Origin of the sequence: Acinetobacter sp. YH12218 (assembly GCF_013417925.1) — a bacterium.
In the GTDB taxonomy this organism is placed as follows: Bacteria; Pseudomonadota; Gammaproteobacteria; order Pseudomonadales; family Moraxellaceae; genus Acinetobacter; species Acinetobacter amyesii.
The window spans coordinates 65855-91859 of the sequence record NZ_VPDB01000006.1 but is presented as its reverse complement, the minus strand read 5'-3'; the positions used below and the strand labels follow the sequence as shown (position 1 = coordinate 91859).

Here is a 26005-nt window from a genome sequence, read left to right as displayed (position 1 = left end):
TAGCAATAAGTCCTTGTGACAAAACAGCCAAAAAGAGGCATAATCCCCTATTCGAATAAAAGCGGTACGCTGTTTACGTATTCGCTGACCTTAACCCATATAGTTGGATTTCTAACGCTATGATGCGAACTCATTACTGCGGCTCACTTACTGAAGCCCAAATCGACCAAACCGTTACATTATGCGGTTGGGTTCACCGTCGCCGTGACCACGGTGGTGTAATCTTCCTTGACATGCGCGACCGTGATGGCCTTGTTCAAGTAGTGATTGACCCTGATACTCCTGAAGCTTTCGCGACTGCTGATAAATCACGTTCAGAATTCGTATTAAAAATTACAGGCCGTGTGCGTCGTCGTTACGCAGGTACTGAAAACGCGAATATCGTGAGTGGTCAAATCGAAGTTTTAGGCAAAGAAATTGAAGTTCTTGCTGCGTCTGAAACTCCTCCATTCCCATTGAATGACGAAAATACCAATATTTCTGAAGAAGTACGTTTGAAATATCGTTTCCTCGATATTCGTCGTCCAGAAATGTTAGATCGTTTACGTTTCCGTTCTAAATTAACCAACCTTATTCGTAACTACTTCGAAGAAAATGGTTTCCTAGACGTTGAAACACCGATTTTGACTCGTGCGACTCCTGAAGGTGCGCGTGACTATTTAGTACCAAGTCGTGTTTCTAACGGTAGCTTCTACGCACTTCCACAATCTCCACAATTGTTCAAACAGTTGTTAATGGTTGGCGGTATCGATCGTTACTACCAAATCGCGAAATGTTTCCGTGATGAAGACTTACGTGCTGACCGTCAGCCTGAATTCACACAAATCGACGTTGAAACATCGTTCATGAGTGACGATGACATCATGGATTTAATGGAACGTTTAACGGTTAAGATGTTCAAAGAACTTCTAAACGTTGAATTCGACAAATTCCCTCGCATGACTTATGCAGACGCAATGCGTGACTATGCATCTGATAAACCTGACTTACGTATTCCTTTGAAACTTGTTGATGTTGCAGACATGATGCAAGACGTTGAGTTCAAAGTATTCGCAGGTCCTGCAAAAGATCCTAAAGGCCGTATTGTTGCGCTTCGCGTACCAGGTGCTGGCGCGCTTCCACGTAGCCAAATTGACGAATATACTAAATTCGTTGGCATTTATGGCGCGAAAGGCTTGGCTTACATCAAAGTCAACGAACTTGAAAAAGGTATTGAAGGTCTTCAATCTCCAATCGTTAAATTTATCGAGCCTATCGTACTTGATCTATTGAAACGCGTTGGTGCTGAAAATGGCGACATCGTATTCTTTGGTGCGGACAAAGCGAAAATCGTAAATGATGCGATGGGTGCTTTACGTATTAAAGTCGGTCACGACATGAAACTTGCAACTTGCGAGTGGGCGCCACTTTGGGTTGTTGACTTCCCAATGTTCGAAGAAACTGATGACGGTAAATGGACGTCTGTTCACCACCCATTCACGCTGCCAAAATCAAGCGTTGAAGAAGTGAAGAACAACCCAGGTGCTGCACTTTCTGTTGCTTACGATATGGTATTGAACGGTACTGAAATCGGTGGTGGTTCACTTCGTATCTTCAACCTAGAAATGCAAAAAGCGATCTTTGAAGCGCTTGGCATTGGTGAAGAAGAAGCAGAAGAGAAATTCAGCTTCTTATTAAATGCGTTGAAATTCGGTGCGCCTCCTCACGGTGGTTTGGCATTCGGTCTTGACCGTTTAGTGATGTTGATGACTGGTGCATCTTCTATCCGTGACGTGATTGCATTCCCGAAAACGAAAACTGCGGAATGTCCTTTAACTCAAGCGCCTGCGCCAGTTGAAGCGAACCAATTGCGTGACCTTGGTATCCGTTTACGTGAAAAACCAAAAGCTGAAGAATCTAAATAATCTTACATTTTAAGATTTAGATTTTAAGGTTTAAAAAACCCTGCGCTAAGCAGGGTTTTTTATTTCGACCAACAAAAGGTCGTTGAAAACCTACAAAACATAAATTAAAGATTTGATTTACTTTGCTAATATCAAAACGCTTCAACTACGTTATGATGTTGCACCATATCCTTTGAGCAATGGACAGCTCAATTTTCCACTTCCAATTATTTTGTTTTTAGATTCAGATCTTTTTGTACTTTTTCACTGAATAAGTCCGGTCTCTTGGCAAAATTTATTTTATTCCATGCTGTAAATTTTGAGACCTTGTGATCCATGTACTTTATATTCAAAATCATCGCGCTATTGCCACTTTGGCTGTTACAAAACTTGGCTTTGATGATCGCCTTTATTCTTAATCTATTTAATTCATCGATCAAACGTATCACTAGCATCAATATTCAACTGGCCTACCCAGATATGTCAGCGACAGCGAAGAGACAGCTCGTCAGTCAAAGTATCCGCAGCCAATGCCTGACCTATATTGAATTTATTAAATGTTGGGGCATGCCGCCGAGTTATAGCCTGAGCTTATTGAAAAACATTTATGGTGAACAGATCCTTACGGAAGCACTTGCGAATAAAAAAGGTGTCATTGTTGTGGTTCCGCATTTTGGCTGCTGGGAACTACTCAATGCATGGCTAAATCTCTATACAGAACCGATGATTATGTATAAACCGAATAAAAATAAAGGTATAAACCGATATCTTTTAGAAGCACGCGAAAAGTTTAACGCAACACTCGTTCCTACAGATGAAACAGGGATCCGTGCCATTTTTAAGCATTTGAAACAAGGTGGCCTAACAGTCATTTTACCAGACCATTTACCAAAGCCTTCAGGCGGCATTTATTCCAATTTTTTTGGGCAAAATACTTTATCAATTACACTGGTTTCAAAGCTTGCTGCAAAAATACAATGTAATGTCATTGGTTTAAGTTGTATTCGACAACCCAACTTAAGGCACTTTGATGTGCATTGCCAAACCTTAGCAGACGAGATTTCCCCTAAAGACTTACAATGCTCTGTCGACACGCTTAACATTGCCATGCAAGACATCATTAACCAAGCACCAGAACAATATATCTGGTCTTACAAACGCTTTCGGGTCTGCTTTGGCAACATCAATATGTACCGCAAATAAAGGTGATCTGAACAGAACTCAACCTTAAGATTTGTTTATCACGGGCTTGGATTAATCTTATTCAATTGAGATCGATTATCGACAGTGGCATAATAGCCTTAATTTCCACTTTAAGTGATTCTCCTATGGCTATGCGTCCTGAAGTCCGTCGTCGTGCAATCGTGTTGATTGTTTTTTCTGTCGTACAATGGTTGTTCATGCGCTACATTTTAGCCAACGAATTATTTAACTTAACCACCTATAACCGCATTGTTTTATTCTGTGTCAGCAGCCTTGCAGGTGCATTATTAATCTTTGTCGGTTTGATTTATATGGTGTTGAAAGGTAATGCGGATCGCACTGAAGATTAATTCAGTGCTCTCTCGGTTGTTTCCAAACTGATCACATGCTGTGCTGTATTCCAAATTTCATTGCATTCTTGCCATTTCGCATGATTTACAAAGTGCGACTCATCTAAACGTATAAATGCCCCTGCTGCACCATAAAGCTGTGTCAGGGTGTCGATAGCAGTCGAACGTATCGAATAATAACGCTCAAAACACCAGCCCTGCTCATACTGAAAAAGCTCTAAAATCGTATCATATTTCAAAATTTCATAGCCCATGCTTTCAATCGCTTGAACAGTACTTTCACTCAGATATCGATGTGGCGCATAGTATAAATGCCGATCGGCCAGTTGCTGTTTAAGCGATTTTAAAATACTTAAATATTCAGCTTCTGACTTAAGATATGTTCCCACAAGATTCGAACCAATGACTAAATCGCAACCATTTTTTGTCTCTAGCGTACGAGCGTTTTGTTTAAAGATCCGATAATCATTGATCGTCATCGGATGCGTAGTTTCTAAATCGTCATACAAGGTAAATAATTGAATTTTTTTTAAAACTTCAGGGTTTTGTTTAATCCCGAACAACCCTTGTGATCGATCTTTTGTATAATAAGTGCCCTGATTTAGATGATCCACAATCATCCGAGTTTCATTGCCATCATCGATTAACCAATAATTTTTTGCATTTAAAGTATTCATGAGATGCAGTGGAATATGCTGAATCATCCCTGTAAAAATATCGTCATATTGACTATGATCTGGAAAATACTTTTTCAACTGAAATGCATAAAACTTCTTTTTCCACCCCATAAAAGGTTGATATACAATACGATCCCAGCCCTGAAGTGTCTGTAACATCTGTTGCATCATGCGATGGTCTCGCAGTGAACCATAAACCACTAACAGTTCATTTTGCGTATCGGCTTGATGAAACCGTTGCATTGCCTCAAAGGCATTAAATAACTGTAATGGGGTCCGCACAATAAACAATCGTTTTATCATCACTATTACACTATATTAAGGGATGAGGCAGAATGATTTGCCCACCAAAATTAAACGTTATGATTTCCAATGCCATTTTGATCTTGAACAATAGGTAACCTTTTTGAAACACTTTTTTATTCTCAATGATACCCGTACCAACCTACACCATGGTTGCGAAGTCGTAATGAATAATCTGTACAGTCTAATACAGAAAAATCATCCTGATGCGAAGTTTTCTCAACTTTGTACGGGGCAAACGATTTCTGAAGAAAAATGGCTTGAGTTATTAAAAGATATCGATATTGTCCTGATCAATGGAGAAGGTACACTGCATGATGCAGCGCCTTTTGGTGAGTTTCTCCTCAAACTTGGATCTATCGCCAAACAACAAGGTAAACCTGTATTTCTGCTGAATAGCACTTGGGAAAATAACCCAACGTCATGGAATGAACTGATTCAAGATTTTGATGGGCTCTATGTACGCGATAAAAAAAGTTTAGCAACGTTGCAGCCACAGCATCCACATTGTGAATATGCCGCCGATTTAACCTTTTATTCGAGTCATCAGTTTAATCCAGCTCATACAACAGAATCAGCATCTGCACGTCCTGCTCAAGTCATTGTGAATGATTCGGTGTATAGCCATGTCAGTGATGCCCTATTTGCCTATGCTGAAAAGCAACGCTTTAACTATCATCCAATCACCAAAAACTTGCCCTTAGATGCGCATACCATTGGCTACAATCCCAAAAAAATGAAGAAATTAAAACAATATAATCTTCTTTCTAAACTCACCTTTGGGCTATATAAGCCGCGTCGTTATTATCAAGACTTTAATTATTGTATTGACGACACACAGGCTTTTAAGCAAAAAATGCTCGAAAGTGATTTAGTGATCACTGGTCGTTATCACTGCTTATGTTTTTGTTTACAGATGCAAATTCCAGTGTTGATCGTTGCATCAAACACCTCTAAAACGCATAACTTGCTCAATGATGCACAGGTTACAGATCGCCATATTCGTTTGGAAGACTTAAAACAACTGAGTCTTGAACAACTTTATGCAAAGGCTAAATTTAGCGATGAAGAAAAGCTCAGACTTCAGTGTTTTGATCAGCAAACCAAGTTAAAACATGAACAGATTTTTAGCCAAATTTGTGCCTAAAAAAAAGCCGCTCAATGAGCGGCTTTTCTTTTAATGTGATTCAGCTTGTCGAATTGCAGCTAATACTGCCTCCGTTACAACTTGCTGACCTTGAGAGGATAAATGTGTTGAATCATCATAATAAAAATCTAAATTTTGTTTTAATTCATCATAATACGAGATATGTAAAACACGCTTACCATCAGCCAAATCATGCAAAGCTTGATTATAAATCACAGTTTGTGGTTCACGACTCATATCTTTATTTGGGGCAATATCCAACAATAAAATATATTTCGCCTGAGTCTGCTCAATCATATAAGCAATATTCTTCTTATACTCTTGAACAGGAACTACATTAGCCTGCCCAACCAAACTATGCCAATGAATTTTTCGCGCATATTTTTTAATTTTTTTCACTATTTTACGTAATAATCTACGCCATGGTGAATCCGGATAATACAAGACAAAAGGTGAACCTTTGAATGTCAGCCAGCTGTCAACTAATCCATATTGAATACTCAAAATATCTGTATTAGCCACGTCTTTTAAATTAAAAAACTGTAACCCTTCACGAGTAGTACTCATAGTATAGCCATAGTTTTCCAAAGCCCAATCTTGTTGTAAAGCAACACGTTCTGGATAAGCATTACCCATATTGCTTATTTCTCCGACCGTATTACAATCTCCTAAAGCAACGTAACGAATTGGTTTGCCCATGTAACCTATTCCAAAGACAGTGATGCGGCATTATACGCTACAAAATATGTCATGTTACACTATCGTGAATCGTTCAAATTTATTTCATTAATGTGAGTCCACATGCAAGCAGATTTCGGCCTATCTTCAGAAGCTTATCATGTTCATCCAGAAAGCTTAATCACTTTATCGCAGCGTGATTTTTCTTTTCAAGGTGATCATTTAGGTTGTGATGCGGTTGTTCTTTTAGCGTGTGAAGCAAACCAGCATCAAGATTGTATTATCTATTTAAAGTCAGTGACTTCATTGGAGCAAGATCGTGTACGTACTCGATTTGCATTCCAAACCGAAGGTTTTTTATTTAACTTTTTTGGTTCTTTTATTAAAAAAATTCGCTCTCGTCGCCAAAATTTTGGTTCTCATAGCTATCGTATTTTACTCAGTGACATTACAGAAAATGCGTTAGAACGGAATATTAAAACGCCTGAAACGGCATACAACTGGACGAGCCGCCGTTGGAAGCTGGATGAAGATAAACGTCAGGAACGCTACAGTAAACTGGAAAAATCTTTTAAAGATTCGGGTTATGACTTTAACTTTCCAATGCACATCATGTTATGCCGTTCTATGGGCGTAAAAGATAAGCTGAATCAAGGACATCATCGTATTATGTTCTGTAAAATTTACGGCATTACAGAAGTAAGCACCAAATTTATTAGTTCAGCCTACATGCCACCAGTATTTCAGCCTTTCTTTAAAAAGTTCATCGAAGTCACTAACTATAAACAAGTTTAAGCAGTCTGACTCGCAATCGCCTGCCTATATACATGTTCTGTGTTCAAGAGCATGTGCTCGATGGTTAAATGCTGCTGTGCCAAGTTAAATGCATCTTGAAAAACAGACTCAGGATGCTCCAAAGCGCAATAGCGTTTGATCAGTTGTTGTAAAGCATCGGCATCGCTCGTTTCACATAACCACGTTTCGGAAATAAACTCAGGCATCATCCCAACACAGGTTCCAAAAACAGGTCGGTTTAATAATAAAGCTTCACCCAAAGTGTAAGGACCACCTTCACGTAAAGACGAGACGATAAGTGCTTCATGCTCACTGATCTGCTGTTGTATGTCTTCACAAAATCCGATGAGCTGAACCCGATCGGATAAATCTAAATCTTGAATAAGCTGCTCTAATAACGGACGCTGTTCCCCTTCGCCTGCAATCGTCAACCGATGAGGAATATCTTGCCAAGCTTGAAGTAAAACGTCGAAACCTTTCACCTCATTTAAGCGACCAACTGCAATGAACTTACGATTCTTTTGAAATTCTTGACGAACGATCTTCAGTTCAACGCCGTTATATACCACTGATGTTTTGGATGGATTTTCCAATTGATGTTTTAGCTGTTCACTCACCACAATAATATGATCAAATGATTGATTCATTTGATTCTTTTTCTTTTGACCATGAACCGTTACGACACAGGGGAAAGCAAATGATTTAACCATTCCATGCACAAATTGGGCTGTTTTTGCTGCATGTACATGTAATACATCTGGCTGAGTTTCAATAATTTTCTTTTTTAACTGATACTTTGTCCAAGGATTATGCCGACTTCCGCTCAAATCCATTTTTACAACATTCACTTTTGCATCGAGTAAATGAGCAAAACGCTCATGCGCAATCAAGCTGACCTGATTGTTTTGGCTTAACCCATTCGCCAATTCAATCACATGCTTTTCTAGACCACCATCTTCAGCACTGGCCATGACTAATGTAATACGCATGCTCAACCCTCTCGCTTACCTAATTTGAGTCTTAACTTCACTGCAAACATCGAGTCTTTACCACTAATTTTAATACGACGTAATTGCATAAAATCAGGACTGAAGTCATCAATGCCTTCTATGGTGGTCACAGCATTGGTATAGCCAGCTTGTTTTGCGAGTACGACATCACGTTCCGAATATATTCCAAATGGATAAGCAAAACTATGTACTGGTTTTCCTGTCATTTCTTCTAATTGCTGCTTCGATTGAGTTAACTCAGAAAGACACGCTTCATCACTCAATTTATCTAAATTTGCATGCGTCATGGTATGTGAGCCAATTTCGACTAAACCACTGGCTGCCAACTGTTTGACTTGCTCATCATTCAACTTAGGCTCACGTGCTAACTCACCACTGTTATGATGGGCTTTCTTATAGGTTGACCAATCCCGGTCATGTCGATCTACCACCACGTAAATCGTGGCTTTCGCTTGATATTTTTCTAAAATCGGAAAGGCATGTTCTAAATTATCTAGATATCCATCATCAAAGGTAATCGCAACGGTTTTTTCTGGGTGTTTTCCCCAGTCGTCTTGTAGTTCTTGCATGGTCACAAAATGAAAACCTTCGGACTTCATCCACGCCACTTGCTTTTCAAACTCTTCAGGATTCACTCGCAGCTTATTAAATTTTGCACCATCAATATGCTGACGAACCATGTGATACATCAATACACGCGGTTTCTTCCAATCGACTGCAGGTTTCCACCAAGCATATTTGTAGCTGAACGCAATCACCAATAACAGAAGAATAAGAACAATATAAATCACAGGGATAAGCCTTTAAGCACACTCAGGCTATGTTGCCACACGCTCTGAAGCTTTAAAAGTACACGCCTATAATTTCCTTGATTGTGAAAGATTTCGTTAGCAGTATTTAACCCCATATAAATAAGCTTGAGTCGATTACTACAGACCTTTTAAAGACTGATATGGCACATAATCATCCCAATCAAAAACGGTGACATTTTGATTGTCTTCGATATTCGCCAACGATTTTTTAGGATCTAATAATGGTGTTTTCACCCCCAATAAATCTGCATAAATATGCATATAATCATAGGCACTCACAGTCTTGTTATAGTGGTTTTTGGCCTGCGCATCGCTACGTAATACAAAAAATGGAACCTGATAATTATCTTTAAATTCATTATCTACATGATATGAATCTTCATCCACGGTCATACCATGATCAGAAAAATAGGTCACACTGAAACTACGCTGATCAGCCTTCAAAGAGGTATATATCTGTTCTATAAAGTGATCCAACTTATTGATCGAAGATAAATAACAATTAATCGTTTCAGGTTTATTCGCATACATACGTGGTGCCTTAAACAGACGTTCACAAGCATCCGGATGTGAACCCATCATATGAATAAAAATTACATTTTTTTGATTAGCATATTTTTTTAACTGGGCCTGTAATATTTCGACCAATTTGTCGTCATCAATATTACTCGACATATAGTTACCACTTTTCAGAAAAAACTGATGATCGGCATGAATCGCAATTTTAGAAATTGCCGTATCATTTTTCCCCATAAATCCCTGATTTGAAATCCACATGGTGTTATAGCCAGCTTGTTTTGCAAGCGTCACCACATTTTTTGCAATTTGAGGTTCACGGTTTTGATCGACCAAAGTCAGCGTTCGAGTCAGACTGGTTACCGTATTTGGTGCTGTCGCGATGTAATGATCTACAACATCTAGTGGCATCTGATTTAAAAAAGGCGTGGTATCTTCTTTCGCACCGTAAAGTGATAAATGATCTCGCTGAACACTCTCACCAATGATAATCACTTGATTATCATAGCTAGCATTCACCTGCTGAATTTGCCAATCGACATCTTGCACATTATCTTCAAGGAGCTTGGCCTCTTCTTGTTTATATTTAACCGTCGCCAGTGCAGTTTGAACACCAAACACACTGACGCCGTTAGCAATAAAGATAAGTGCCAAAATCAGCTTGCGATAATTTCCCTGATTAGCTTGATTAAAAAATAAAATATAAAAACAGAGACTTAAAAAAATAATTAAGGCAAAAACAATATATTTAGGATTAACTACAGATAAAAATTCAAAGGCTTCATTGGTATTGCTTTGGAACATCGATGCCACGATTCCCAAAGACATGTGCCCTTGTAAGAACCCCGTCCCACTTGCAATATACAAGCTAATGACAAAAAACAGCGCAAGGAAAATGTACTTAAAAATACGACTATGTAATTGTTTTACAGCAATGAAAAAAAACGTACTCGAAAGAACCAAGATAAAAAATAAAGGAGCATCTTTGACTTCAGATAAATAGTCCCCAAAACCCAACCCAACGCAAAACCCAATTGAAAGCAAAAATGGAAACAAATAGGTTTTTAGCATGACCTGACAACCCTTTAATATTATTCAAACATTGTCTAGTTAGACTGAAATGTTGGTAGAAATTTTTCGTCGGGTATTATCTATACTTTAGGGACCGAGTACAATCTTTTTGGCGATACGGTCAGTTTCTTTAAATTCGGTAGCGAGATTCAAATCAGTTAAAGTGGTCTGTAACGACACCAAGCCTTGTTTTAAAATTTCATCTACCGACTTGGTAATCCGGTCTTCCTTCAAGCGATCCACTTCAATCACCCCGACTTTACAACCCGCGGTGAGAGCCTCGTAAATCATTGAAACACTATCTTCAGTTACCCAAACCGCTTCGGCTTTTTGCATTTCTTCGAAAATCCAACCTTGCGGAGTGTCTTCAACTGGGAAAATCTGCAATTTTTCAATATTTTTCAACTGCGTTAGTTCTGCTAAAAACGCTTTTGGTGTGCGCCGTGAAGTGGTCAAAATGATTTCTGAATTTGGATTGTGCTCGACTATCTGTTCAATCGCTTGGAGCACTTTAGCTGCATTCCACTGATGGCGTTTTGACGAACCCCCCAAAGCGATCAAGATTCGACCATGCTGATGCCGCTCTTCATTTACAATAGGATTTAACGCACCTTGTGTGGTTAGTACTTTATTAGATGCCTGAATACCATCGTGCTGTGGAATCACAGCATAATCAAACCATGCAAACGGCAAGCTTGGCTTCATTAAAATAATGGTTTTGGCTTTGTTATACACTTTGCCTAACAGCCATACTCGAAAATGCGTATGGCTGCCGACGCCAAAAATATAGGTTGGCACGTGTTCTACGGCATGAACTTGATGGCTAAACAGTGCAGAAATAAGTGTCGCTATAGGCAAATCATCAATTGAAATTTCTTGAAATGTGACTGCTTCCTGAGATTGGCGCTGCATGGCCTTAAATAAACCTAGAGCCTGTGAGCGATGTCCTGCTTTACCATCACTGACATAAACAATATGCATAGTCTCGTTCCAAAAAAATTCAATATCTTCAAGCCAATAAAAAAGGCGAAACTTAGTTTCGCCTTTTCATCTTAACCGATCAGCTTATTTTACGTAAGTTAACCAGTGCGCATATTTAGGGTCTTTACCCTGAACCGCATTAAAGAATGCAGTTTGGATTTGCTCAGTGATTGGACCACGACAACCTTCACCAATTTGACGGTCATCATATTCACGGATTGGCGTCACTTCAGCAGCAGTACCTGTGAAGAATGCTTCATCAGCGATATAGAATTCGTCACGTGTAATACGACGTTCAACCACTTCAAAACCAAGGTCTTTCGCAATCGTAATAATGGTTTGACGGGTAATACCATCAAGTGCACCACCCGCGATGTCAGGAGTATGAATCACGCCATCACGAACTAAGAATACGTTTTCGCCTGAACCTTGACATACATAACCTTGTGGGTCGAGTAACATTGCTTCGTCATAGCCAGCATGTGCCACTTCTTGGTGGGCAAGAATTGACAAAGTATAGTTACCAGATGCTTTTGCTTTACACATGGTCACGTTTGGATGATGGTGCGTAAATGAAGACGTTTTAACACGAATACCCTTCGCCATCGCTTCATCACCAAGGTAAGCACCCCAGCTCCATGCAGCAACAACGGCATGAATTGTATTGTCAGTTGCTGCAATACCTAATTTTTCTGAACCAATAAAAATAATTGGGCGTAAATAGCAAGAAGCCAATTTATTTTCACGAACCACATCAATTTGAGCTTGTTCTAATGCTGCATGATCAAATGGGACTTTCATTTGATAAATTTTTGCAGAATTTAATAAACGCTTAGTGTGTTCTTTTAAACGGAAAATAGCCGTTCCATTCGGAGTTTCATAAGCACGGACGCCTTCAAACACACCCATGCTGTAATGCAATGTATGTGTTAATACGTGAGTTTTCGCCTCACGCCAGTCAACTAATTGTCCATCTTGCCAAATAAAACCATCACGATCAGCCAAGTTCATGGCACACACTCCAAATTTTTATACACAGTCATTTTTATCCAATGCAAACGTTGCAGTTGGATCAATTAATCTTTGCCATAGCTTGCAAACGACCACTCGGGTATCGTGCCAATCGTCAGCTGAAACTTGCATGGATTGATTCGCAAGTGCTAAACGGTGGCTCTCGGCTCGTTCACGGAGATAAGCTTGAATCAATGCTGTCGCGTCGGCGCTGGATAAGCAATCCGTTCTTGCGGCATCCTCAAGGATTCGTACGTTGTCAGAGTAATGGGCGAGATCGGGATTCGACCCACTCCATGCTAATACTGCATACTGTGCCATAAATTCGATGTCAACGATACCACCTGCATCTTGTTTTAAATGAAAAATTCCATCTTTTTGCTGCTCTTTAGAAGAACCTAGATGGTCTTTCATTTTTTGGCGCATTTTGAGCACTTCTGCACGAACATTGTTCTCATCTCGTGGCTGAGTCAAAATATTGCAGCGCAAGTTTTCAATTTCAATCCGTAAACTGTGCTCACCTGCAATCGTTCTGGCACGTACTAAAGCTTGATGCTCCCAGACCCAAGCATTTTTATGTTGATATTGCTCAAAGGCTTTTAAGCTGGTCACCAATAACCCCGCCTCTCCCGAAGGTCGTAAACGTGTATCCACCTCATACACTCGACCATCTAGGGTTTGCGTAGTCATTAAGGACATAAATTTTTGTGCCACCCGCATAGCAAATTCAAAGCCACTAATTGGTTTCTGTCCATCCGTATCGGCTTGTTCGTCCATATAGTGAATAAACACCAAATCCAAGTCCGAACCATAACCCAGCTCGATGCCACCCACCTTGCCATAGCCAATCACCGCAAAAGCCATGTGATCAATCGAACAACGCTGCCCTTCTGCATCAATTGGATAGCCATGTTTTTTGGCAACAATTTGATATGCCAAATGCAAGGTTGCATTCACCGACACTTCAGCAATATCGGTCAATGCATCCGACACTTTCATCAACGGACTTTCTGCCAAAACATCACTAGCAGCTACTGCTAAGACATTGGATTTTTTAAATAATCGAAGAACACGCATTTGGTCTTCGACTTGATCAATTTCAATTCGAAGCAGTTGTTGACGTAGAGAGTCTTCTAAATCTTTACGCTTTGGCAGCTCAAAATCCATCGACAAAAACTCGTCCAACAGCACGGGATAATGCGTCAATTCTTCGCAGATCCACGGACTCACTGTTGCCATTTTCACTAATCGTTGTAATGCCCCTTTGCTCTCAATCAGCATCACCAAATAGACCGTACGGCGCAGCACCGACTCCACCAAAGGCATGAGACGTAGTAAGGCCACCTGAGGTTTATCTGACTGTAATATCGCCTCAATAAGATGTGGCCAAAAGGTTTTTAAGCGCTGTACAGCTTTGGCAGGTAATTTTTTCAGCGAATGTCCATACCAAAATTCGTGAATTAAATTTTTGGCATCATCATCTAGAACATCGTTCAACTGGGCTTCTAAATGACTAAAACTTTCCAATAACGGATCGGGTTCTTTTTCTTTAATAAGATGTTCAAATTGGTAAATGACTTTGGCACGCTTCTGATTGAGTACATTCAAAAAGTCAACCCAAGATGCAAAACCTAAAGTATCTAAAATACGTTGGCGTGGTTCAGGCTCATGTGGCAACGATTGGGTTTGCTGATCATTGAGCGCTTGTATCGCATGTTCAATGCGACGTAAAAATAAATATGCATCTTCTAGATCAGCAACTGCGGTTTTTTCTAATAATCCAACTTCACCTAAATGATGCAGACTCACTAAACATTGACGGTCTTGCAACTCGAGTTTTGAACCGCCATAGATGAGCTGAAAGACTTGAACAATAAACTCAACTTCACGAATTCCGCCTGCACCGAGTTTAATATCATCTTCGATATTACGACGTAGCACTTCACGTTCGATCATGGCCTTCATTTCACGCATGGCTTCGAAAGCGGTGTAATCGACATATTTACGGAAGACGAAAGGTCGGGTCATTTCTAGTAACTCTGCGCCTTCTTTACCGCCCGTGACGATACGTGCCTTAATCCAAGCATAGCGCTCCCATTCACGTCCATGCTGGCTTAAATATTTTTCTAATGCCGCATGACTGATTGCCAAGGCAGAACCATCACCCCATGGGCGAAGGCGCATATCTACACGGAAGACAAAACCATCTGCCGTAATATGGTCAAGCAGGTAAATTAATTTTTGTCCCCACAAAATACAGAACTGCTGTACATCGATACATTTTCGACCATTGGTTTCGCCCTGTTCATCAAAGGCAAAAATAAGATCAATATCACTTGAAAGATTAAGTTCCTGTGCACCAAGTTTTCCCATGGCAACCACAATTAGGTCTTGAACTTTCCCCTTATAGCCTAGCGGTTCGCCATATTTCGCAATCAACGGCTTTAGTGCAAAATCTTTTGCCGCACAGATGGACGCATCGGCAAAGTCTGAAAGCTCTCGAGTTAAGGTAACGACATCGGTGAGTTGATTGGCATCTTGCCAAATCCAACGGAACATCAGACGTGCGCGCAGCACACGAATTACACGCATCCAGCTATTTTCATCTTGGATATCAGCGAGGCTGCTTGCGACAAAATGTTGAATTTGTGCTGTACTGAGCGAGGTTTGAAACTGATCAATTGCATAGTCTTGTTCTAAACTGGCCTGATGGATTCCGAGCACCTGTTCAGCATATTGACTGGCACGTAATGTTTTCTGCAATTGCTCCGCATTCATTTCACAAACCCTAGCGTGATTTTTTTCTAGTTATAACAGTTGATAACGCTTAGGGAAAAGTATTTTTAGGCTTTTATACCAATAGACGCACTTTAAAGTTCGCTTAAGGTCGCATCTTTTAAGGTCGCATCTTTCTGTGCACTGCTGCTCTCGGTATTTAGGGTTTGATGCAGGCTCGTCGCCTGTGGCAACCAGACTTTAAATTGTGTGCCTTCACCTTCTTTCGAGTTCACCACAATTTCACCCTGATTTAAGTCCACAAAACGTTTACAAAGGACTAAACCCAACCCCGTACCACGTTCTCCTGCCGTACCTTTAATACTAACCGTCAGTTTTTGCTGAAATAAATCATCAATCTGAGCTTGGGTCATCCCCAATCCAGTATCTTGAATAGTGAATAAAATCCGTTCGCCATCTCGTTCGGCAGAAATCGTCACCACACCTCGTCCATCGGTATGGGTAAATTTCAATGCGTTTGACACCAAGTTTTGCATCACTGATGTGATCATATTGATATCTGCATTGACTTTAATGCCTTCAGGCACGGCATTGATCAGTCGAATATTTTTCTTCACAGCCAAGCTATTTAAAACATCACTGACGATTTTTGCAGACTGATGTAAATCAAAATTAATCGGGTGATAAACAAAGCGACCACCTTCTGCCATGGCCCAGTTCAACAGGCTTTCTAAGAGGTTATACGTCGATTGTGTGGTGTCATATAAATAGTCTGCAATATTTTGCACACTCGAATCATCTAAGGTATGACGCTCCTGTGCCAAAACTTCAGAAAATCCAAGTAGACCATGAAAAGGTGCTCTTAAATCATGCGCAATAATTTGGAAAAATTTAGTCTTACTAAAATTAAGTGCCGACTGCTGTTCATAGGCTTCTTTTAATTCAGCATTTTCAACGCGAAGCTGAATAATATTGACTAGACTTTGTACAAATTCTTCAACGATCTTTAATTGTTTGGCTTCAAATGCAGTGACTTGATCATCAAACAAAATCACTTTACCAATAGAGTCTTGATCATATTTTAAATCGAAAGCGACTAGACGCTGATGCCCTAATCCAAGTTCTTGCATATAGTTGGAATAAGCTTGGTAATTTTCAGCGTCTCGGTCTATACGAGAATGTTCAGCAAAAAACTGATCTAGACGATCATCATCAGCTTCGGCCATAAAGGCCTTAAATATGTGCTCTGACGCATACCATATATAAGGTTCATTTTTAAATGCGAGGACAGCATTCTCGACTTGCACAATACCACGCGCAAACTTTAAAAATTCTGCAATGCGGTTGTCGTCCGTATAAACCCCCATCAATAAAGACAAACGACAGGCAGTTAATAATTCGGTTTGTGTACCAATATCCAGTAAACGTAAAGCCATCCCGTTGCTCTCCTCAGGGTTTATCTTAAAGATAAAAACCAACTGTTCTGTTCAAGATTAATAGCAAAAATAGCCCAAACACTCAATAACAAAACCCAACAAAAAAACAAACATCATTTACGAATGCGCTATTTAATCGAACTTTCATCCAATTAGAAAATAAAAATATCTATAAAGAACATAACATTAAAGGTAAAACAAAAATTAAAACAATAAAATTAGAAACTTAAATTAATTTAAATTTTATTGACTGTTTATTTTAAATCGTACTTTTCGCGTTTTATTCAAACTAAAAACATGACTAAAAGAAATATTCACTTACATAAGACCTAAAAAACTGGGTTTAATTTTCTTTAACTACATCACAAAAAATAGTGAGTTTTATGATTATTCTACGACCAGATTGCTCATCAGGATGCTCGTTTCAGTCAGCTACACTAAATGAATCTATTTTTAAGTTTTTCTATTAGACTAATTTATTAGTTTTTATCAGTTGTGTGTGTCATTTGAGCGTTAAACCATACCTGCTCGCTTTTACTTTATTAAACTGAGCTAAAGATTCGTTTCATGCTTCTACTGTACATGAACTCATTCACCCAAATGACTGAAGCTAAAAAATAGCCATGCCTTATTCATCAGATATATAAGTTATCGCATAAACATTCCGCGAACGTTCAAAGTCAAACGGAGCATCAAACTCACGTCGTTCTTTAATAAAGTCCCCAATCCTGACTAATTTTCGAACTTCCGCACCAAATCTACACCTAAAAGTTAAGGCATTCGGTTTGACCTATCAAACGCTTTGCTTTACAAATAAAACTTGAACGAGCCATAAAGAACAGATCAGCCCAAAAAAAATGATTTAAATTTAATTGTTCAATAGCTTTAAGCTATGAATAACAAGCTTTCAATATTTCCCTTTTCGGTTTTGCGCTAAAATTGGGCGTCAAACTGCACTTCTTTTGTATCATTTTTCTACGAAATGACCACATCACAGGATCTTGCGTTGACTGAAAAGCAATGAACCCCGATACTTTCATAGTTTTATTTAAGCAAATCGGTTCATAGAGGCGAGCCACAAGCTCGGACCTCAAAGACACAATCTAAAGCAAGGGGCTATATATGGCTGGTGGAAAGTCAACTATCATCTACACACTGACCGACGAGGCGCCATTATTGGCGACTTACTCTCTGCTGCCGATCATTGAAACCTTTACTAAACCTGCTGGCGTTGAAATCGTTAAACGCGATATCTCAGTTGCAGCACGTGTACTCGCTGAATTTTCAGACTATCTAAGCGAAGAACAAAAGGTGCCAAATAACTTGGCAGAGCTTGGACAATTAACCCAAGATCCAAGCACAAACATTATCAAACTTCCGAACATCAGTGCTTCAGTTGGCCAATTAACTGCTTGCATTAAAGAATTACAGTCCAAAGGTTTTGCAGTTCCGAACTACCCAGAAAACCCAGCGACTGAGGAAGAAAAAGAAATCAAGGCGCGTTATAGCAAATGCCTAGGTTCTGCTGTAAACCCTGTACTTCGTGAAGGTAACTCTGACCGTCGTGCGCCTACTGCAGTAAAAAATTACGCGAAGAAACATCCGCACTCTATGAGCGAATGGAAACAGTGGTCACAAACTCACGTTTCTCACATGGACGAAGGTGACTTCTACCACGGCGAAAAGTCTATGACTTTGGACCGCGCTCGCAATGTAAAAATGGAATTGATCACTAAGTCTGGTGAAACTGTTGTTCTTAAGCCAAAAGTTGCGCTTCAAGACGGCGAAATCATCGACTCAATGTTCATGAGCAAAAAAGCACTTTGCGACTTCTATGAAAAAGAATTAGATGACTGTAAAGAAGCAGGCATTTTGTTCTCTCTACACGTAAAAGCGACCATGATGAAGGTGTCTCACCCAATCGTTTTCGGTCACTGTGTGAAGATTTACTACAAAGAAGCATTCGAAAAACACGGCAAATTGTTTGATGAGTTAGGTATTAACATCAACAATGGTATGTCTGGTCTTTACGAAAAAATTGAAACTCTTCCGACTTCTCTTCGTGAAGAAATCATTGCTGACTTACATGCTTGCCAAGAACACCGTCCTGCACTTGCAATGGTTGATTCTGCAAAAGGCATCACGAACTTCCACTCACCTAACGACGTAATTGTAGATGCATCTATGCCTGCAATGATCCGTGCGGGTGGTAAAATGTGGGGTGCTGATGGCAAACAATACGATGCTAAAGCTGTAATGCCTGAATCTACTTTCGCGCGTATCTACCAAGAAATGATCAATTTCTGTAAATGGAATGGTAACTTTGACCCACGTACTATGGGTACAGTTCCAAACGTTGGTTTGATGGCGCAAAAAGCTGAAGAATACGGCTCACACGACAAAACTTTTGAAATCGCTGAAGCGGGTGTTGCAAACATCACTGACCTAGAAACTGGTGAAGTGTTGATGTCACAAAACGTAGAAGAAGGCGATATCTGGCGTATGTGCCAAGTGAAAGACGCTCCAATCCGTGACTGGGTGAAACTTGCTGTGACTCGTGCACGCAACTCAGGCATGCCTGCGATCTTCTGGCTTGACCCGTACCGTCCACACGAAAACGAACTCATCAAGAAAGTTCAAACTTACTTGAAAGAGCACGACACTACTGGTTTAGACATTCAAATCATGTCTCAAGTACGTGCTATGCGTTATACACTTGAACGTGTTGCTCGCGGCCTAGATACAATTTCTGTAACTGGTAACATCCTACGTGATTACCTCACAGACTTGTTCCCGATTATGGAATTGGGTACTTCTGCGAAAATGCTTTCTATCGTGCCTCTAATGGCTGGTGGCGGCATGTATGAAACTGGTGCCGGTGGTTCTGCGCCTAAACACGTACAACAACTTGTAGAAGAAAACCACTTACGTTGGGATTCTTTAGGTGAGTTCTTGGCGCTTGCTGTTTCTCTAGAAGAAATGGGCATCAAAGAAGACAACGCGAAAGCGAAACTTCTGGCGAAGACTTTAGATGCTGCAACAGGCAAACTGCTGGATAACGACAAATCTCCATCACGTCGTACTGGCGAACTTGACAACCGTGGCAGCCACTTCTACCTTGCTAAATACTGGGCTGAAGAACTTGCTGCGCAAGACGAAGATGCAGAGCTTAAAGCGAAATTCGCTCCTCTTGCTCAAGCACTTGCTGAAAACGAAGAAAAAATCGTTGCAGAACTTGCTGAAGTTCAAGGTAAAGCCGCGGACATCGGTGGTTACTACGCTGTAGATACAGCAAAAGTAAATGCTGTAATGCGTCCAAGCGCAACTTTAAATGCTGCTCTTGAAGCTGCTCAATAAGTTGATGCAAAACTAACGCGAGTTAGTGATGTAAAAAACCAGCGCTTCGGCGCTGGTTTTTTTATACCCCAATTTATATAGTGTTATGCCAACTATTTCATTTAATACTTAGCTCTAAATTTTATGAATGTGAGTTATCAAAGGTTAGGATTTTTCATTCAACTATAGCTATATAAAATTATTCAATATAAAGAATTCAATACACATTAAAATTGTAATTACACAAAATAAGAGACATAAACAATTGATTTAACATCATAAAAATTCACAAATAGGCTAATTTGACACAATTGATAAAAAAGATTTGTCGCCTATCTACGATAAGCATAATCAAATATATACGCTACCTGACACATGTAGAGTCAATGAAAATTGGTTATTCACCTTTCCACGTTTTAAGTAGTTGACAAGAGCGTAATGTGTCCCTACAAAATTCAGACAAGGGAAAATCATGAAATTAACAGATAATGAAATTAGAGAACATCTCAAAGAATTCTATGGGTTCAAAGATGAATACAATAAGAAATACAAAGACGAGCAAAGACTGATTGATTATGTTTACAGACTATCTCACCCTTCTGTAAAGCCATATGTTCATATTCTTCGTCGTCAAACAGACCATCATATTTTGGTTTCAGACCTTATCTATAAAGATGCTGTAGAAACTGCGATAGGTGTAAACAATACATTTATTGGAAAGAATTCAAATTACAATGACTATTCGATTCCAAGAGCATACGCCCCAACAAAACCATTAAAAGGGAAACCATCTCCTCCAGGTATCGGATGCGACTTCCAAACCACACGTCAACTTGACATGTTTATGCTTGATGTTTTTGGTCTTAAGATTATTAAGTAGTAAGTTTAAGCTTCCAAAAAATTGCATTCATTGTGAAAAATCAGTTCATTATAGGTGCGTACTTACTCAAGCACGTACTTACTCACTTAAGTAAGTATTTACATTTCAACAAGTTACAATAATAAAAACTTTCAAATGCTAAAATCTTCTTGTATGCTTGGAGGGATCGGGATCGAATTCCCACAACAAAAAAAGTAGAACTATGACTCGTACAACAATCATTAAATCTGAATTAAGTTTGATACCTAATAAAGACCAATATTCAATTCGATACTCCATCAATGGACAACAGTGGATTCATAATATGACCCACGAACACTTAATAGATGCTAGCGACTTTTTGAACAAAATTGCTATCCATGGGAGCATTGATCTACTGCGCTGGACAAAAACCACAGATAACTTTGATTTCATTTTATTAGTGAATAAACTCAAGCTCACCAAAAACAAAATGCATATTTGGAACGGTCAAGATAGCTATTGCACAATGTGGGGTACAGGAGGGCTCAAGCAAGACCGTCACATCTTGACAGACACACCTCCTGCAGATGTTTTTTGCTCAACATGTGTTGATCAATATCGCAGGCATGTTCCTAAAGAGAACCAAAAGATATTTGATGTAATGTATAGACTCAAACCTGAAGATCAGGACAACGTCCTAGAAAATGATATTGATCCATCCTTATTCTAAGAGTTATACGATGTATCAAGTAAAGCTCTCAGAGTTAGAATAATCATAAGGAGCTACATACCCTTTAGCTTCAATATCAATCAGGTATTGGCTCTACCACTGCATCATACGCTTACGCTCATGCAGATACTCTGCAACATGAGTGTAAGCACCCACAACCTTATCTCGCTCCTGATGACTCATTTGCTTCTCAATAGCATCTCTTTGAAATAACCCACACTCTCCTAACGCTGAGCGTGCCATAGCTCTAAAACCATGGAAGCATATATCTGTTTGAGTATCGTACCCCATGCGTCTTAATTAGCTATTAAAGGTATTCTCACAAATGAATATCACATTACTATGAGAACTTGGAAAGATCAGCTCCGATGTCCCTGCCAACCTTTTCACCTCCTGAAACAGTCTTATCGAATGATCAGATAGTGGGATGATATGTGCTTCTTTCATTTTTGAGCCACGATCTGAATGCTTAACTCCGTTGACATGGTTTCGCTTCGCAGGAATTATCCATTGCTTCTTCTTAAAATCGATTTCATCCCATCTTGCAAATCTTAGTTCGGATGAACGTATGAAGATATGTAAACTTAACTCCAAACAAAGCTTTGTCATTTCATCACCTGTGTCAGCTTTGATTCGTGCTAGTAGCTCAGGGAGACGAAGAAGAGGTAAAGCTGGTCTGTGATTTTTAGGTGCAGTAAGATCGAGGCTCTCCATTTCTCTTACATGGTTTACTTCAATGTATCCATACTGAACGGCATAACTAAAGATAAGTACTAGATAAGCCCTTATTCTCTGAGCATTATCAGCACTGGTCTCATAGATTTTGTTTAAGGTAATACGAAGATCTTTTGGCTTAACATCTTCGATCTGAAAATTACCAATATGAGGAAATAGATGGTTCTCAAATTTTCTCAATCTCTTTTTCTTGGTTTCTTCATCTAAAGGCTTCTTAACAGCATACAAATCAAGCCAAGTTCTAATGATGCTTTCTAGGGAGTAGTTTCTGCTTTGAGTGCTCTCTAGCTTTTCCAAGTACTCCTTCGGATCAATGCCTTCAGCTTGAAGAGTCAAATACTCTCGTCTTTTTTCACGAGCAAAAGCTAATTTACATTGAGGATAATTTCCAATCGTAACAACTACACGAGATCCCTGCTTATTCTTGTATTGGAAAATCCACGTCTTTGTCCCAGACTTCCTTATCCGAAGGTACAAACCATCACCATCGCATAATGTATAGTCTTTGGAATTGGGTTGAGAAGACTCAATTTGAGTCACAGTTAAAGGCTTAACTAACCGCGCCATACTTTTAGACATCCAGCTTTGTATTCTGGATGTTTATATGGATGTTTATTATTGAAGGCAAGAGCACAAAAAGGTACTAAAAAGGCACTATGTAAAAGCATGAAATATCACGCAAAGTGCACGTAAATCATTGATTTCCTTCAGGCAATAAAAAACCCCAAGTCTTAATAAGCTTGGGGTTTTTTAGAATTTTGGTCCCGAGGGTCGGACTCGAACCGACACATCATCTCTGATAGTGGATTTTGAATCCACCGCGTCTACCAATTTCACCACCTCGGGAAGGTGTTGAAACGTATAATAAACTGTTTCAAAAACTTGTCAACGCATGATGTTCTCATTTGATTAAAAATAAACCGTATAAGAATTTTTAGATGGATAATCCATCAATTTCAGCGTTAAAACCTAAAAAAGCTTATACTAAGCCAAATTTCATTATCCCCTTTTCAGATTTCTTAACATGCAACTTTCTGACTTTAACTTCAATCTCCCCGACGAACTCATTGCCCGCTATCCGCTTGAAACACGTAGTGCATCACGCCTGCTCCATCTCGACATCAATGGTGAATATCACGACCATCATTTCACTGACATTTTAGACTTGCTCAATGAAGGTGACTTATTGGTACTAAACGATACCAAAGTGATGAAAGCCCGCTTAAAAGGCAAACGAGCAACTGGTGGTGCAGTTGAAGTCTTAGTTGAACGTATTCTTGACCCGAAAACCGCACATTGCCACATTAAAGCCAGCAATACGCCTAAACAAGGTGCGGAATTATTTATTGGTCCAGACGAAGTTAAAGTGACCGTTCAAGGCCGTCATGAAAACTTATTTGTTGTGGAATTTTCACAGCCTATTTTACAAGTTTTAGATTTATACGGTGCTTTACCGATTCCGCCTTACTTTAACCGTGAAGCAGAAGCGATTGATACCGAACGTTACCAAACTGTTTTTAACGATCCGACCAAATTGGCTTCAGTTGCAGCACCAACAGCAAGCTTACATTTTGATGAAGCGCTACTCAAAAAATTGGCAGACAAAGGCGTAAATAAAACCTTTGTTACCTTGCATGTGGGTGCTGGTACATTCTTACCCGTGCGCACCAATGACATTGAAAATCACATCATGCACAGCGAATGGTGTGACGTATCAGAAGAATCTATGGCTTTAATCCGTGAGACAAAAGCACGTGGCAATAAAGTCATTGCTGTCGGTACTACAGCGACTCGTGCGACTGAAAGTGCCGCTCAAGCCAATGGCGGCGAACTCAAGGGTTGGACTGGTGATACACAAATCTTTATCTACCCAGGTTATGAGTTCAAAGTAGTCGATCGTTTAATTACCAACTTCCATTTACCTGAATCTACCTTGCTCATGTTAGTGTCAGCGTTGTCTAATCGAGACAATATTTTGAATGCCTATCACCATGCCGTCGAAAGCCAATATCGCTTCTTTAGTTATGGTGATGCGATGTTAATTGATAATATTAACCACAAATAAAATTACGCCGAAATCATCCCTATGCCGATCGATTCTGTAAAGCACTCCATCCATATTCGTCGTAAGAAGAATGCTGTGGTTTTTCAGAATATCGCTCGGCTCTGGGATATAGGCCGAAACGCCAAAACACACCAAGAGCTCCTCGATGGACTGCATCCATGGAATGCTCCCATTACACTCAAATTTGAAAATTTACTCCCCCTAGCTTTAGCTGCGTTGGGTATCGGCTTCATGCTGTTCATCGTGATTCAGCCCGATCATGGCTGGGCACAGCTTTGCTTTGCTGCGGGGTTGGCCATGGTGTTCTGGGCTTATATTAGCTATGAAAAAGATGACCCGCTCGAAGATGTTATTGCGTTTTTGGAAACCGAATGCATCGCAAAAAAATACCAATTGGCTTTTAACCGACAGCCTCAATACATTTCGATGCCACTGAATAATCTACAATTTATTGGCAATCTTAAACGTATGTTCCCCGTGTTTAAACAAGGCAGCCTTTCGAATGATATTCAGACCTTCGCGAGCACCGTTTGGGAAGACGAAAATCAGCAACAGCATCAAGTCATGGTCTTTCATTATCACTATGTGAATGAACTGAAAGTACGTGACAAAGACGGTGATGAAGTCACGGTGAAAGAAATTCATAAAGACCTGTGGGGCGTATTTGTTTTTGATATTGGCATCCATGGACTAGCCGTATCTGCAACAGGTAAAAACTTTGGCTATCCCTATAGTTTTCCTTGGCATAGCAGCGACATTCAAACCAATCAAAAATTAAAGTTTTATGGCGATAACCAAATGGAAATGGCTAAATTACTCAGCCCGGGATTTGTCCTCCGACTAGCGGATTTTTTTCAAAACCGTGAAGGTGATCTGCTATTTCATCCGAGCCACCGAATAATGTGCTATCTTGGCTCTACAGATTTATTTAAAGTCAGTAGTAAAGCAAAACGAATTCAGGATGTTTCGACATTGCGTGGACATCTCAGAACCTTTAAATTAAATGCTTTAGAAAATTTGAAAAACGATTTAACGCAGTTTTTAAAATAGATTTCATACAATAATGTTTTAACTTACGACCTTTTATCTTGAGGATAAAATTTTATGGGGCTTTTGATCTTTGTTTTAATCATCATTGCATTGGTGATTGGTGCAATCATGATTCGCAACAATATTGTCCGACATCACAATGCAACCATTCGTGCATGGTCAGATGTAGCTAGCTATGAACGTCAAAAAATCAAAATTTTAGATGGATTACAGCCTTTGGTTGAGCAATATTCCAATTTTGAACAAGGGACTTTGGCAAAAGTCACTGAACTCCGTCAAAACATTATGAATTTGAACGTAAACAGTACCGATGTCAGCCAATTACAGCGTATTGAAGCCTTAAATCAAGATCTAATGCGCAGCCTGAATGTTGTGGTTGAAAACTATCCAGAGCTCAAAGCCAATGATATTTATCTGAAAATGATGAATGAAATTGAAGAACAAAACGAAAATGTCGGTGCGGCGATTACTATTTTTAACCGCAACGTTGAGTTGTTCAACAACCACATTCAAGTGTTTCCTAACAATATTATTAATACGCTATTGCTGAGTAAAAAAGCGGTTCGCCCTTTCCGCGATCAAGCTGCCAGCCAAAATTTTGATTATCGTCCGAACTTTTAAGTTCGGGCTTTAATGTAC

21 protein-coding genes and 1 tRNA gene are annotated in these 26005 nt (G+C 39.6%); 11 read left to right on the top strand and 11 right to left on the bottom strand.

Going from position 1 to position 26005, the window contains the following annotated elements; genetic code table 11:
- Positions 1-119: 119 nt before the first annotated feature.
- The 3 genes from aspS to FTV03_RS03150 all read left to right on the top strand — a co-directional run bounded on the left by aspS (position 120) and on the right by FTV03_RS03150 (position 3436).
- Positions 120-1904, top strand: a complete 1785-nt coding sequence (aspS, locus tag FTV03_RS03160) for an aspartate--tRNA ligase (RefSeq protein ID WP_180039889.1) — start codon at positions 120-122, stop codon at positions 1902-1904.
- A gap of 315 nt (positions 1905-2219) precedes the next feature.
- Positions 2220-3086, top strand: coding sequence for a lysophospholipid acyltransferase family protein (locus FTV03_RS03155; protein ID WP_180039888.1), 867 nt, complete (start codon positions 2220-2222; stop codon positions 3084-3086).
- Between the two features lie 125 nt (positions 3087-3211).
- Positions 3212-3436 carry a hypothetical protein gene (locus tag FTV03_RS03150; protein ID WP_067767767.1) on the top strand — a complete coding sequence of 75 codons (225 nt, stop codon included), beginning with the start codon at positions 3212-3214 and terminating at the stop codon, positions 3434-3436.
- Here FTV03_RS03150 and FTV03_RS03145 read toward each other — a convergent pair.
- Positions 3433-4395: a hypothetical protein gene (locus FTV03_RS03145; RefSeq protein ID WP_180039886.1), complete on the bottom strand. Its 963-nt coding sequence runs from the start codon at positions 4393-4395 to the stop codon at positions 3433-3435. The two genes, FTV03_RS03150 and FTV03_RS03145, sit on opposite strands and share 4 nt — an antisense overlap.
- Before the next feature lie 124 nt (positions 4396-4519).
- Here FTV03_RS03145 and FTV03_RS03140 point away from each other — a divergent pair, with 124 nt between their 5' ends.
- Positions 4520-5563: a polysaccharide pyruvyl transferase family protein gene (locus tag FTV03_RS03140; RefSeq protein WP_180039884.1), complete on the top strand. Its 1044-nt coding sequence runs from the start codon at positions 4520-4522 to the stop codon at positions 5561-5563.
- Between the two features lie 30 nt (positions 5564-5593).
- On the opposite strand, the gene FTV03_RS03135 is transcribed toward FTV03_RS03140, so the two are convergent.
- Entirely contained in the window at positions 5594-6262 is a 669-nt protein-coding gene (locus tag FTV03_RS03135) for a GDSL-type esterase/lipase family protein (RefSeq protein WP_180039882.1), read from the bottom strand.
- A gap of 102 nt (positions 6263-6364) precedes the next feature.
- Between FTV03_RS03135 and FTV03_RS03130 the strand changes: the two genes are divergently transcribed.
- A complete protein-coding gene (locus tag FTV03_RS03130; protein ID WP_180039880.1) occupies positions 6365-7036 on the top strand; it encodes a hypothetical protein in 672 nt (223 codons plus the stop codon).
- Here the strand turns inward: FTV03_RS03130 and FTV03_RS03125 are convergent.
- The 7 genes from FTV03_RS03125 to FTV03_RS03095 form a co-directional block, all read right to left on the bottom strand.
- A complete protein-coding gene (locus tag FTV03_RS03125) occupies positions 7033-8025 on the bottom strand; it encodes a glycosyltransferase (protein ID WP_180039878.1) in 993 nt (330 codons plus the stop codon). The genes FTV03_RS03130 and FTV03_RS03125 overlap by 4 nt on opposite strands.
- Positions 8026-8027: 2 nt before the next feature.
- A complete protein-coding gene (locus tag FTV03_RS03120; RefSeq protein WP_078194168.1) occupies positions 8028-8837 on the bottom strand; it encodes a polysaccharide deacetylase family protein in 810 nt (269 codons plus the stop codon).
- A gap of 138 nt (positions 8838-8975) precedes the next feature.
- Positions 8976-10445 (bottom strand): phosphoethanolamine transferase, encoded by a 1470-nt coding sequence (locus tag FTV03_RS03115; protein ID WP_180039876.1) that lies wholly within the window; start codon positions 10443-10445, stop codon positions 8976-8978.
- A gap of 87 nt (positions 10446-10532) precedes the next feature.
- A complete protein-coding gene (locus tag FTV03_RS03110; protein WP_180039874.1) occupies positions 10533-11426 on the bottom strand; it encodes a mitochondrial fission ELM1 family protein in 894 nt (297 codons plus the stop codon).
- 84 nt (positions 11427-11510) lie between these two features.
- On the bottom strand, positions 11511-12437 hold the full coding sequence (locus FTV03_RS03105) for a branched-chain amino acid transaminase (protein ID WP_078191262.1): 927 nt from the start codon (positions 12435-12437) through the stop codon (positions 11511-11513).
- Positions 12438-12455: 18 nt separating this feature from the next.
- Complete coding sequence (glnE, locus tag FTV03_RS03100) at positions 12456-15215, bottom strand: bifunctional [glutamate--ammonia ligase]-adenylyl-L-tyrosine phosphorylase/[glutamate--ammonia-ligase] adenylyltransferase (protein WP_180039872.1); 2760 nt, start codon at positions 15213-15215, stop codon at positions 12456-12458.
- A 92-nt stretch (positions 15216-15307) separates the two neighbouring features.
- Positions 15308-16609, bottom strand: a complete 1302-nt coding sequence (locus tag FTV03_RS03095) for a sensor histidine kinase KdpD (protein WP_180039870.1) — start codon at positions 16607-16609, stop codon at positions 15308-15310.
- Positions 16610-17731: 1122 nt separating this feature from the next.
- Between FTV03_RS03095 and FTV03_RS03090 the strand changes: the two genes are divergently transcribed.
- The 3 genes from FTV03_RS03090 to FTV03_RS03080 all read left to right on the top strand — a co-directional run bounded on the left by FTV03_RS03090 (position 17732) and on the right by FTV03_RS03080 (position 21516).
- A complete protein-coding gene (locus FTV03_RS03090; protein ID WP_180039868.1) occupies positions 17732-19966 on the top strand; it encodes an NADP-dependent isocitrate dehydrogenase in 2235 nt (744 codons plus the stop codon).
- Between the two features lie 451 nt (positions 19967-20417).
- A complete protein-coding gene (locus FTV03_RS03085) occupies positions 20418-20825 on the top strand; it encodes a hypothetical protein (protein ID WP_111885813.1) in 408 nt (135 codons plus the stop codon).
- Between the two features lie 202 nt (positions 20826-21027).
- The gene (locus FTV03_RS03080; RefSeq protein ID WP_180039866.1) at positions 21028-21516 is read left to right on the top strand and encodes a hypothetical protein; all 489 of its coding nucleotides are present in this window, start codon (positions 21028-21030) and stop codon (positions 21514-21516) included.
- A gap of 300 nt (positions 21517-21816) precedes the next feature.
- On the opposite strand, the gene FTV03_RS03075 is transcribed toward FTV03_RS03080, so the two are convergent.
- Together FTV03_RS03075 and FTV03_RS03070 are read right to left on the bottom strand one after the other, a co-directional pair.
- Positions 21817-22818: an integrase arm-type DNA-binding domain-containing protein gene (locus FTV03_RS03075; RefSeq protein WP_306669770.1), complete on the bottom strand. Its 1002-nt coding sequence runs from the start codon at positions 22816-22818 to the stop codon at positions 21817-21819.
- Between the two features lie 192 nt (positions 22819-23010).
- Positions 23011-23097: transfer RNA gene (locus FTV03_RS03070), tRNA-Leu, on the bottom strand.
- 178 nt (positions 23098-23275) lie between these two features.
- On the opposite strand from FTV03_RS03070, the gene queA reads away from it, so the two are divergent.
- The 3 genes from queA to FTV03_RS03055 are packed head-to-tail and all read left to right on the top strand — an operon-like array spanning position 23276 to position 25987.
- Positions 23276-24316: a tRNA preQ1(34) S-adenosylmethionine ribosyltransferase-isomerase QueA gene (gene queA / locus FTV03_RS03065; protein ID WP_111885815.1), complete on the top strand. Its 1041-nt coding sequence runs from the start codon at positions 23276-23278 to the stop codon at positions 24314-24316.
- A gap of 21 nt (positions 24317-24337) precedes the next feature.
- Positions 24338-25366 (top strand): hypothetical protein, encoded by a 1029-nt coding sequence (locus tag FTV03_RS03060; RefSeq protein WP_111885816.1) that lies wholly within the window; start codon positions 24338-24340, stop codon positions 25364-25366.
- Between the two features lie 54 nt (positions 25367-25420).
- On the top strand, positions 25421-25987 hold the full coding sequence (locus FTV03_RS03055; RefSeq protein ID WP_078191268.1) for a LemA family protein: 567 nt from the start codon (positions 25421-25423) through the stop codon (positions 25985-25987).
- Positions 25988-26005: the final 18 nt, after the last annotated feature.

What these genes read in the sequence shown, in the direction of transcription:
- FTV03_RS03125 (WP_180039878.1), bottom strand. Translation starts at nt 8,025, where the DNA reads ATGCGTATTACATTAGTCATGGCCAGTGCTGAAGATGGTGGTCTAGAA.
- FTV03_RS03155 (WP_180039888.1), top strand. Translation starts at nt 2,220, where the DNA reads ATGTACTTTATATTCAAAATCATCGCGCTATTGCCACTTTGGCTGTTA.
- FTV03_RS03090 (WP_180039868.1), top strand. Translation starts at nt 17,732, where the DNA reads ATGGCTGGTGGAAAGTCAACTATCATCTACACACTGACCGACGAGGCG.
- FTV03_RS03150 (WP_067767767.1), top strand. Translation starts at nt 3,212, where the DNA reads ATGGCTATGCGTCCTGAAGTCCGTCGTCGTGCAATCGTGTTGATTGTT.
- FTV03_RS03105 (WP_078191262.1), bottom strand. Translation starts at nt 12,437, where the DNA reads ATGAACTTGGCTGATCGTGATGGTTTTATTTGGCAAGATGGACAATTA.
- FTV03_RS03060 (WP_111885816.1), top strand. Translation starts at nt 24,338, where the DNA reads ATGCCGATCGATTCTGTAAAGCACTCCATCCATATTCGTCGTAAGAAG.
- FTV03_RS03110 (WP_180039874.1), bottom strand. Translation starts at nt 11,426, where the DNA reads ATGCATATTGTTTATGTCAGTGATGGTAAAGCAGGACATCGCTCACAG.
- FTV03_RS03075 (WP_306669770.1), bottom strand. Translation starts at nt 22,818, where the DNA reads ATGGCGCGGTTAGTTAAGCCTTTAACTGTGACTCAAATTGAGTCTTCT.
- FTV03_RS03115 (WP_180039876.1), bottom strand. Translation starts at nt 10,445, where the DNA reads ATGCTAAAAACCTATTTGTTTCCATTTTTGCTTTCAATTGGGTTTTGC.
- FTV03_RS03080 (WP_180039866.1), top strand. Translation starts at nt 21,028, where the DNA reads ATGACTCGTACAACAATCATTAAATCTGAATTAAGTTTGATACCTAAT.
- FTV03_RS03095 (WP_180039870.1), bottom strand. Translation starts at nt 16,609, where the DNA reads ATGGCTTTACGTTTACTGGATATTGGTACACAAACCGAATTATTAACT.
- glnE (WP_180039872.1), bottom strand. Translation starts at nt 15,215, where the DNA reads ATGAATGCGGAGCAATTGCAGAAAACATTACGTGCCAGTCAATATGCT.
- FTV03_RS03135 (WP_180039882.1), bottom strand. Translation starts at nt 6,262, where the DNA reads ATGGGCAAACCAATTCGTTACGTTGCTTTAGGAGATTGTAATACGGTC.
- FTV03_RS03055 (WP_078191268.1), top strand. Translation starts at nt 25,421, where the DNA reads ATGGGGCTTTTGATCTTTGTTTTAATCATCATTGCATTGGTGATTGGT.
- queA (WP_111885815.1), top strand. Translation starts at nt 23,276, where the DNA reads ATGCAACTTTCTGACTTTAACTTCAATCTCCCCGACGAACTCATTGCC.
- FTV03_RS03130 (WP_180039880.1), top strand. Translation starts at nt 6,365, where the DNA reads ATGCAAGCAGATTTCGGCCTATCTTCAGAAGCTTATCATGTTCATCCA.
- FTV03_RS03085 (WP_111885813.1), top strand. Translation starts at nt 20,418, where the DNA reads ATGAAATTAACAGATAATGAAATTAGAGAACATCTCAAAGAATTCTAT.
- aspS (WP_180039889.1), top strand. Translation starts at nt 120, where the DNA reads ATGATGCGAACTCATTACTGCGGCTCACTTACTGAAGCCCAAATCGAC.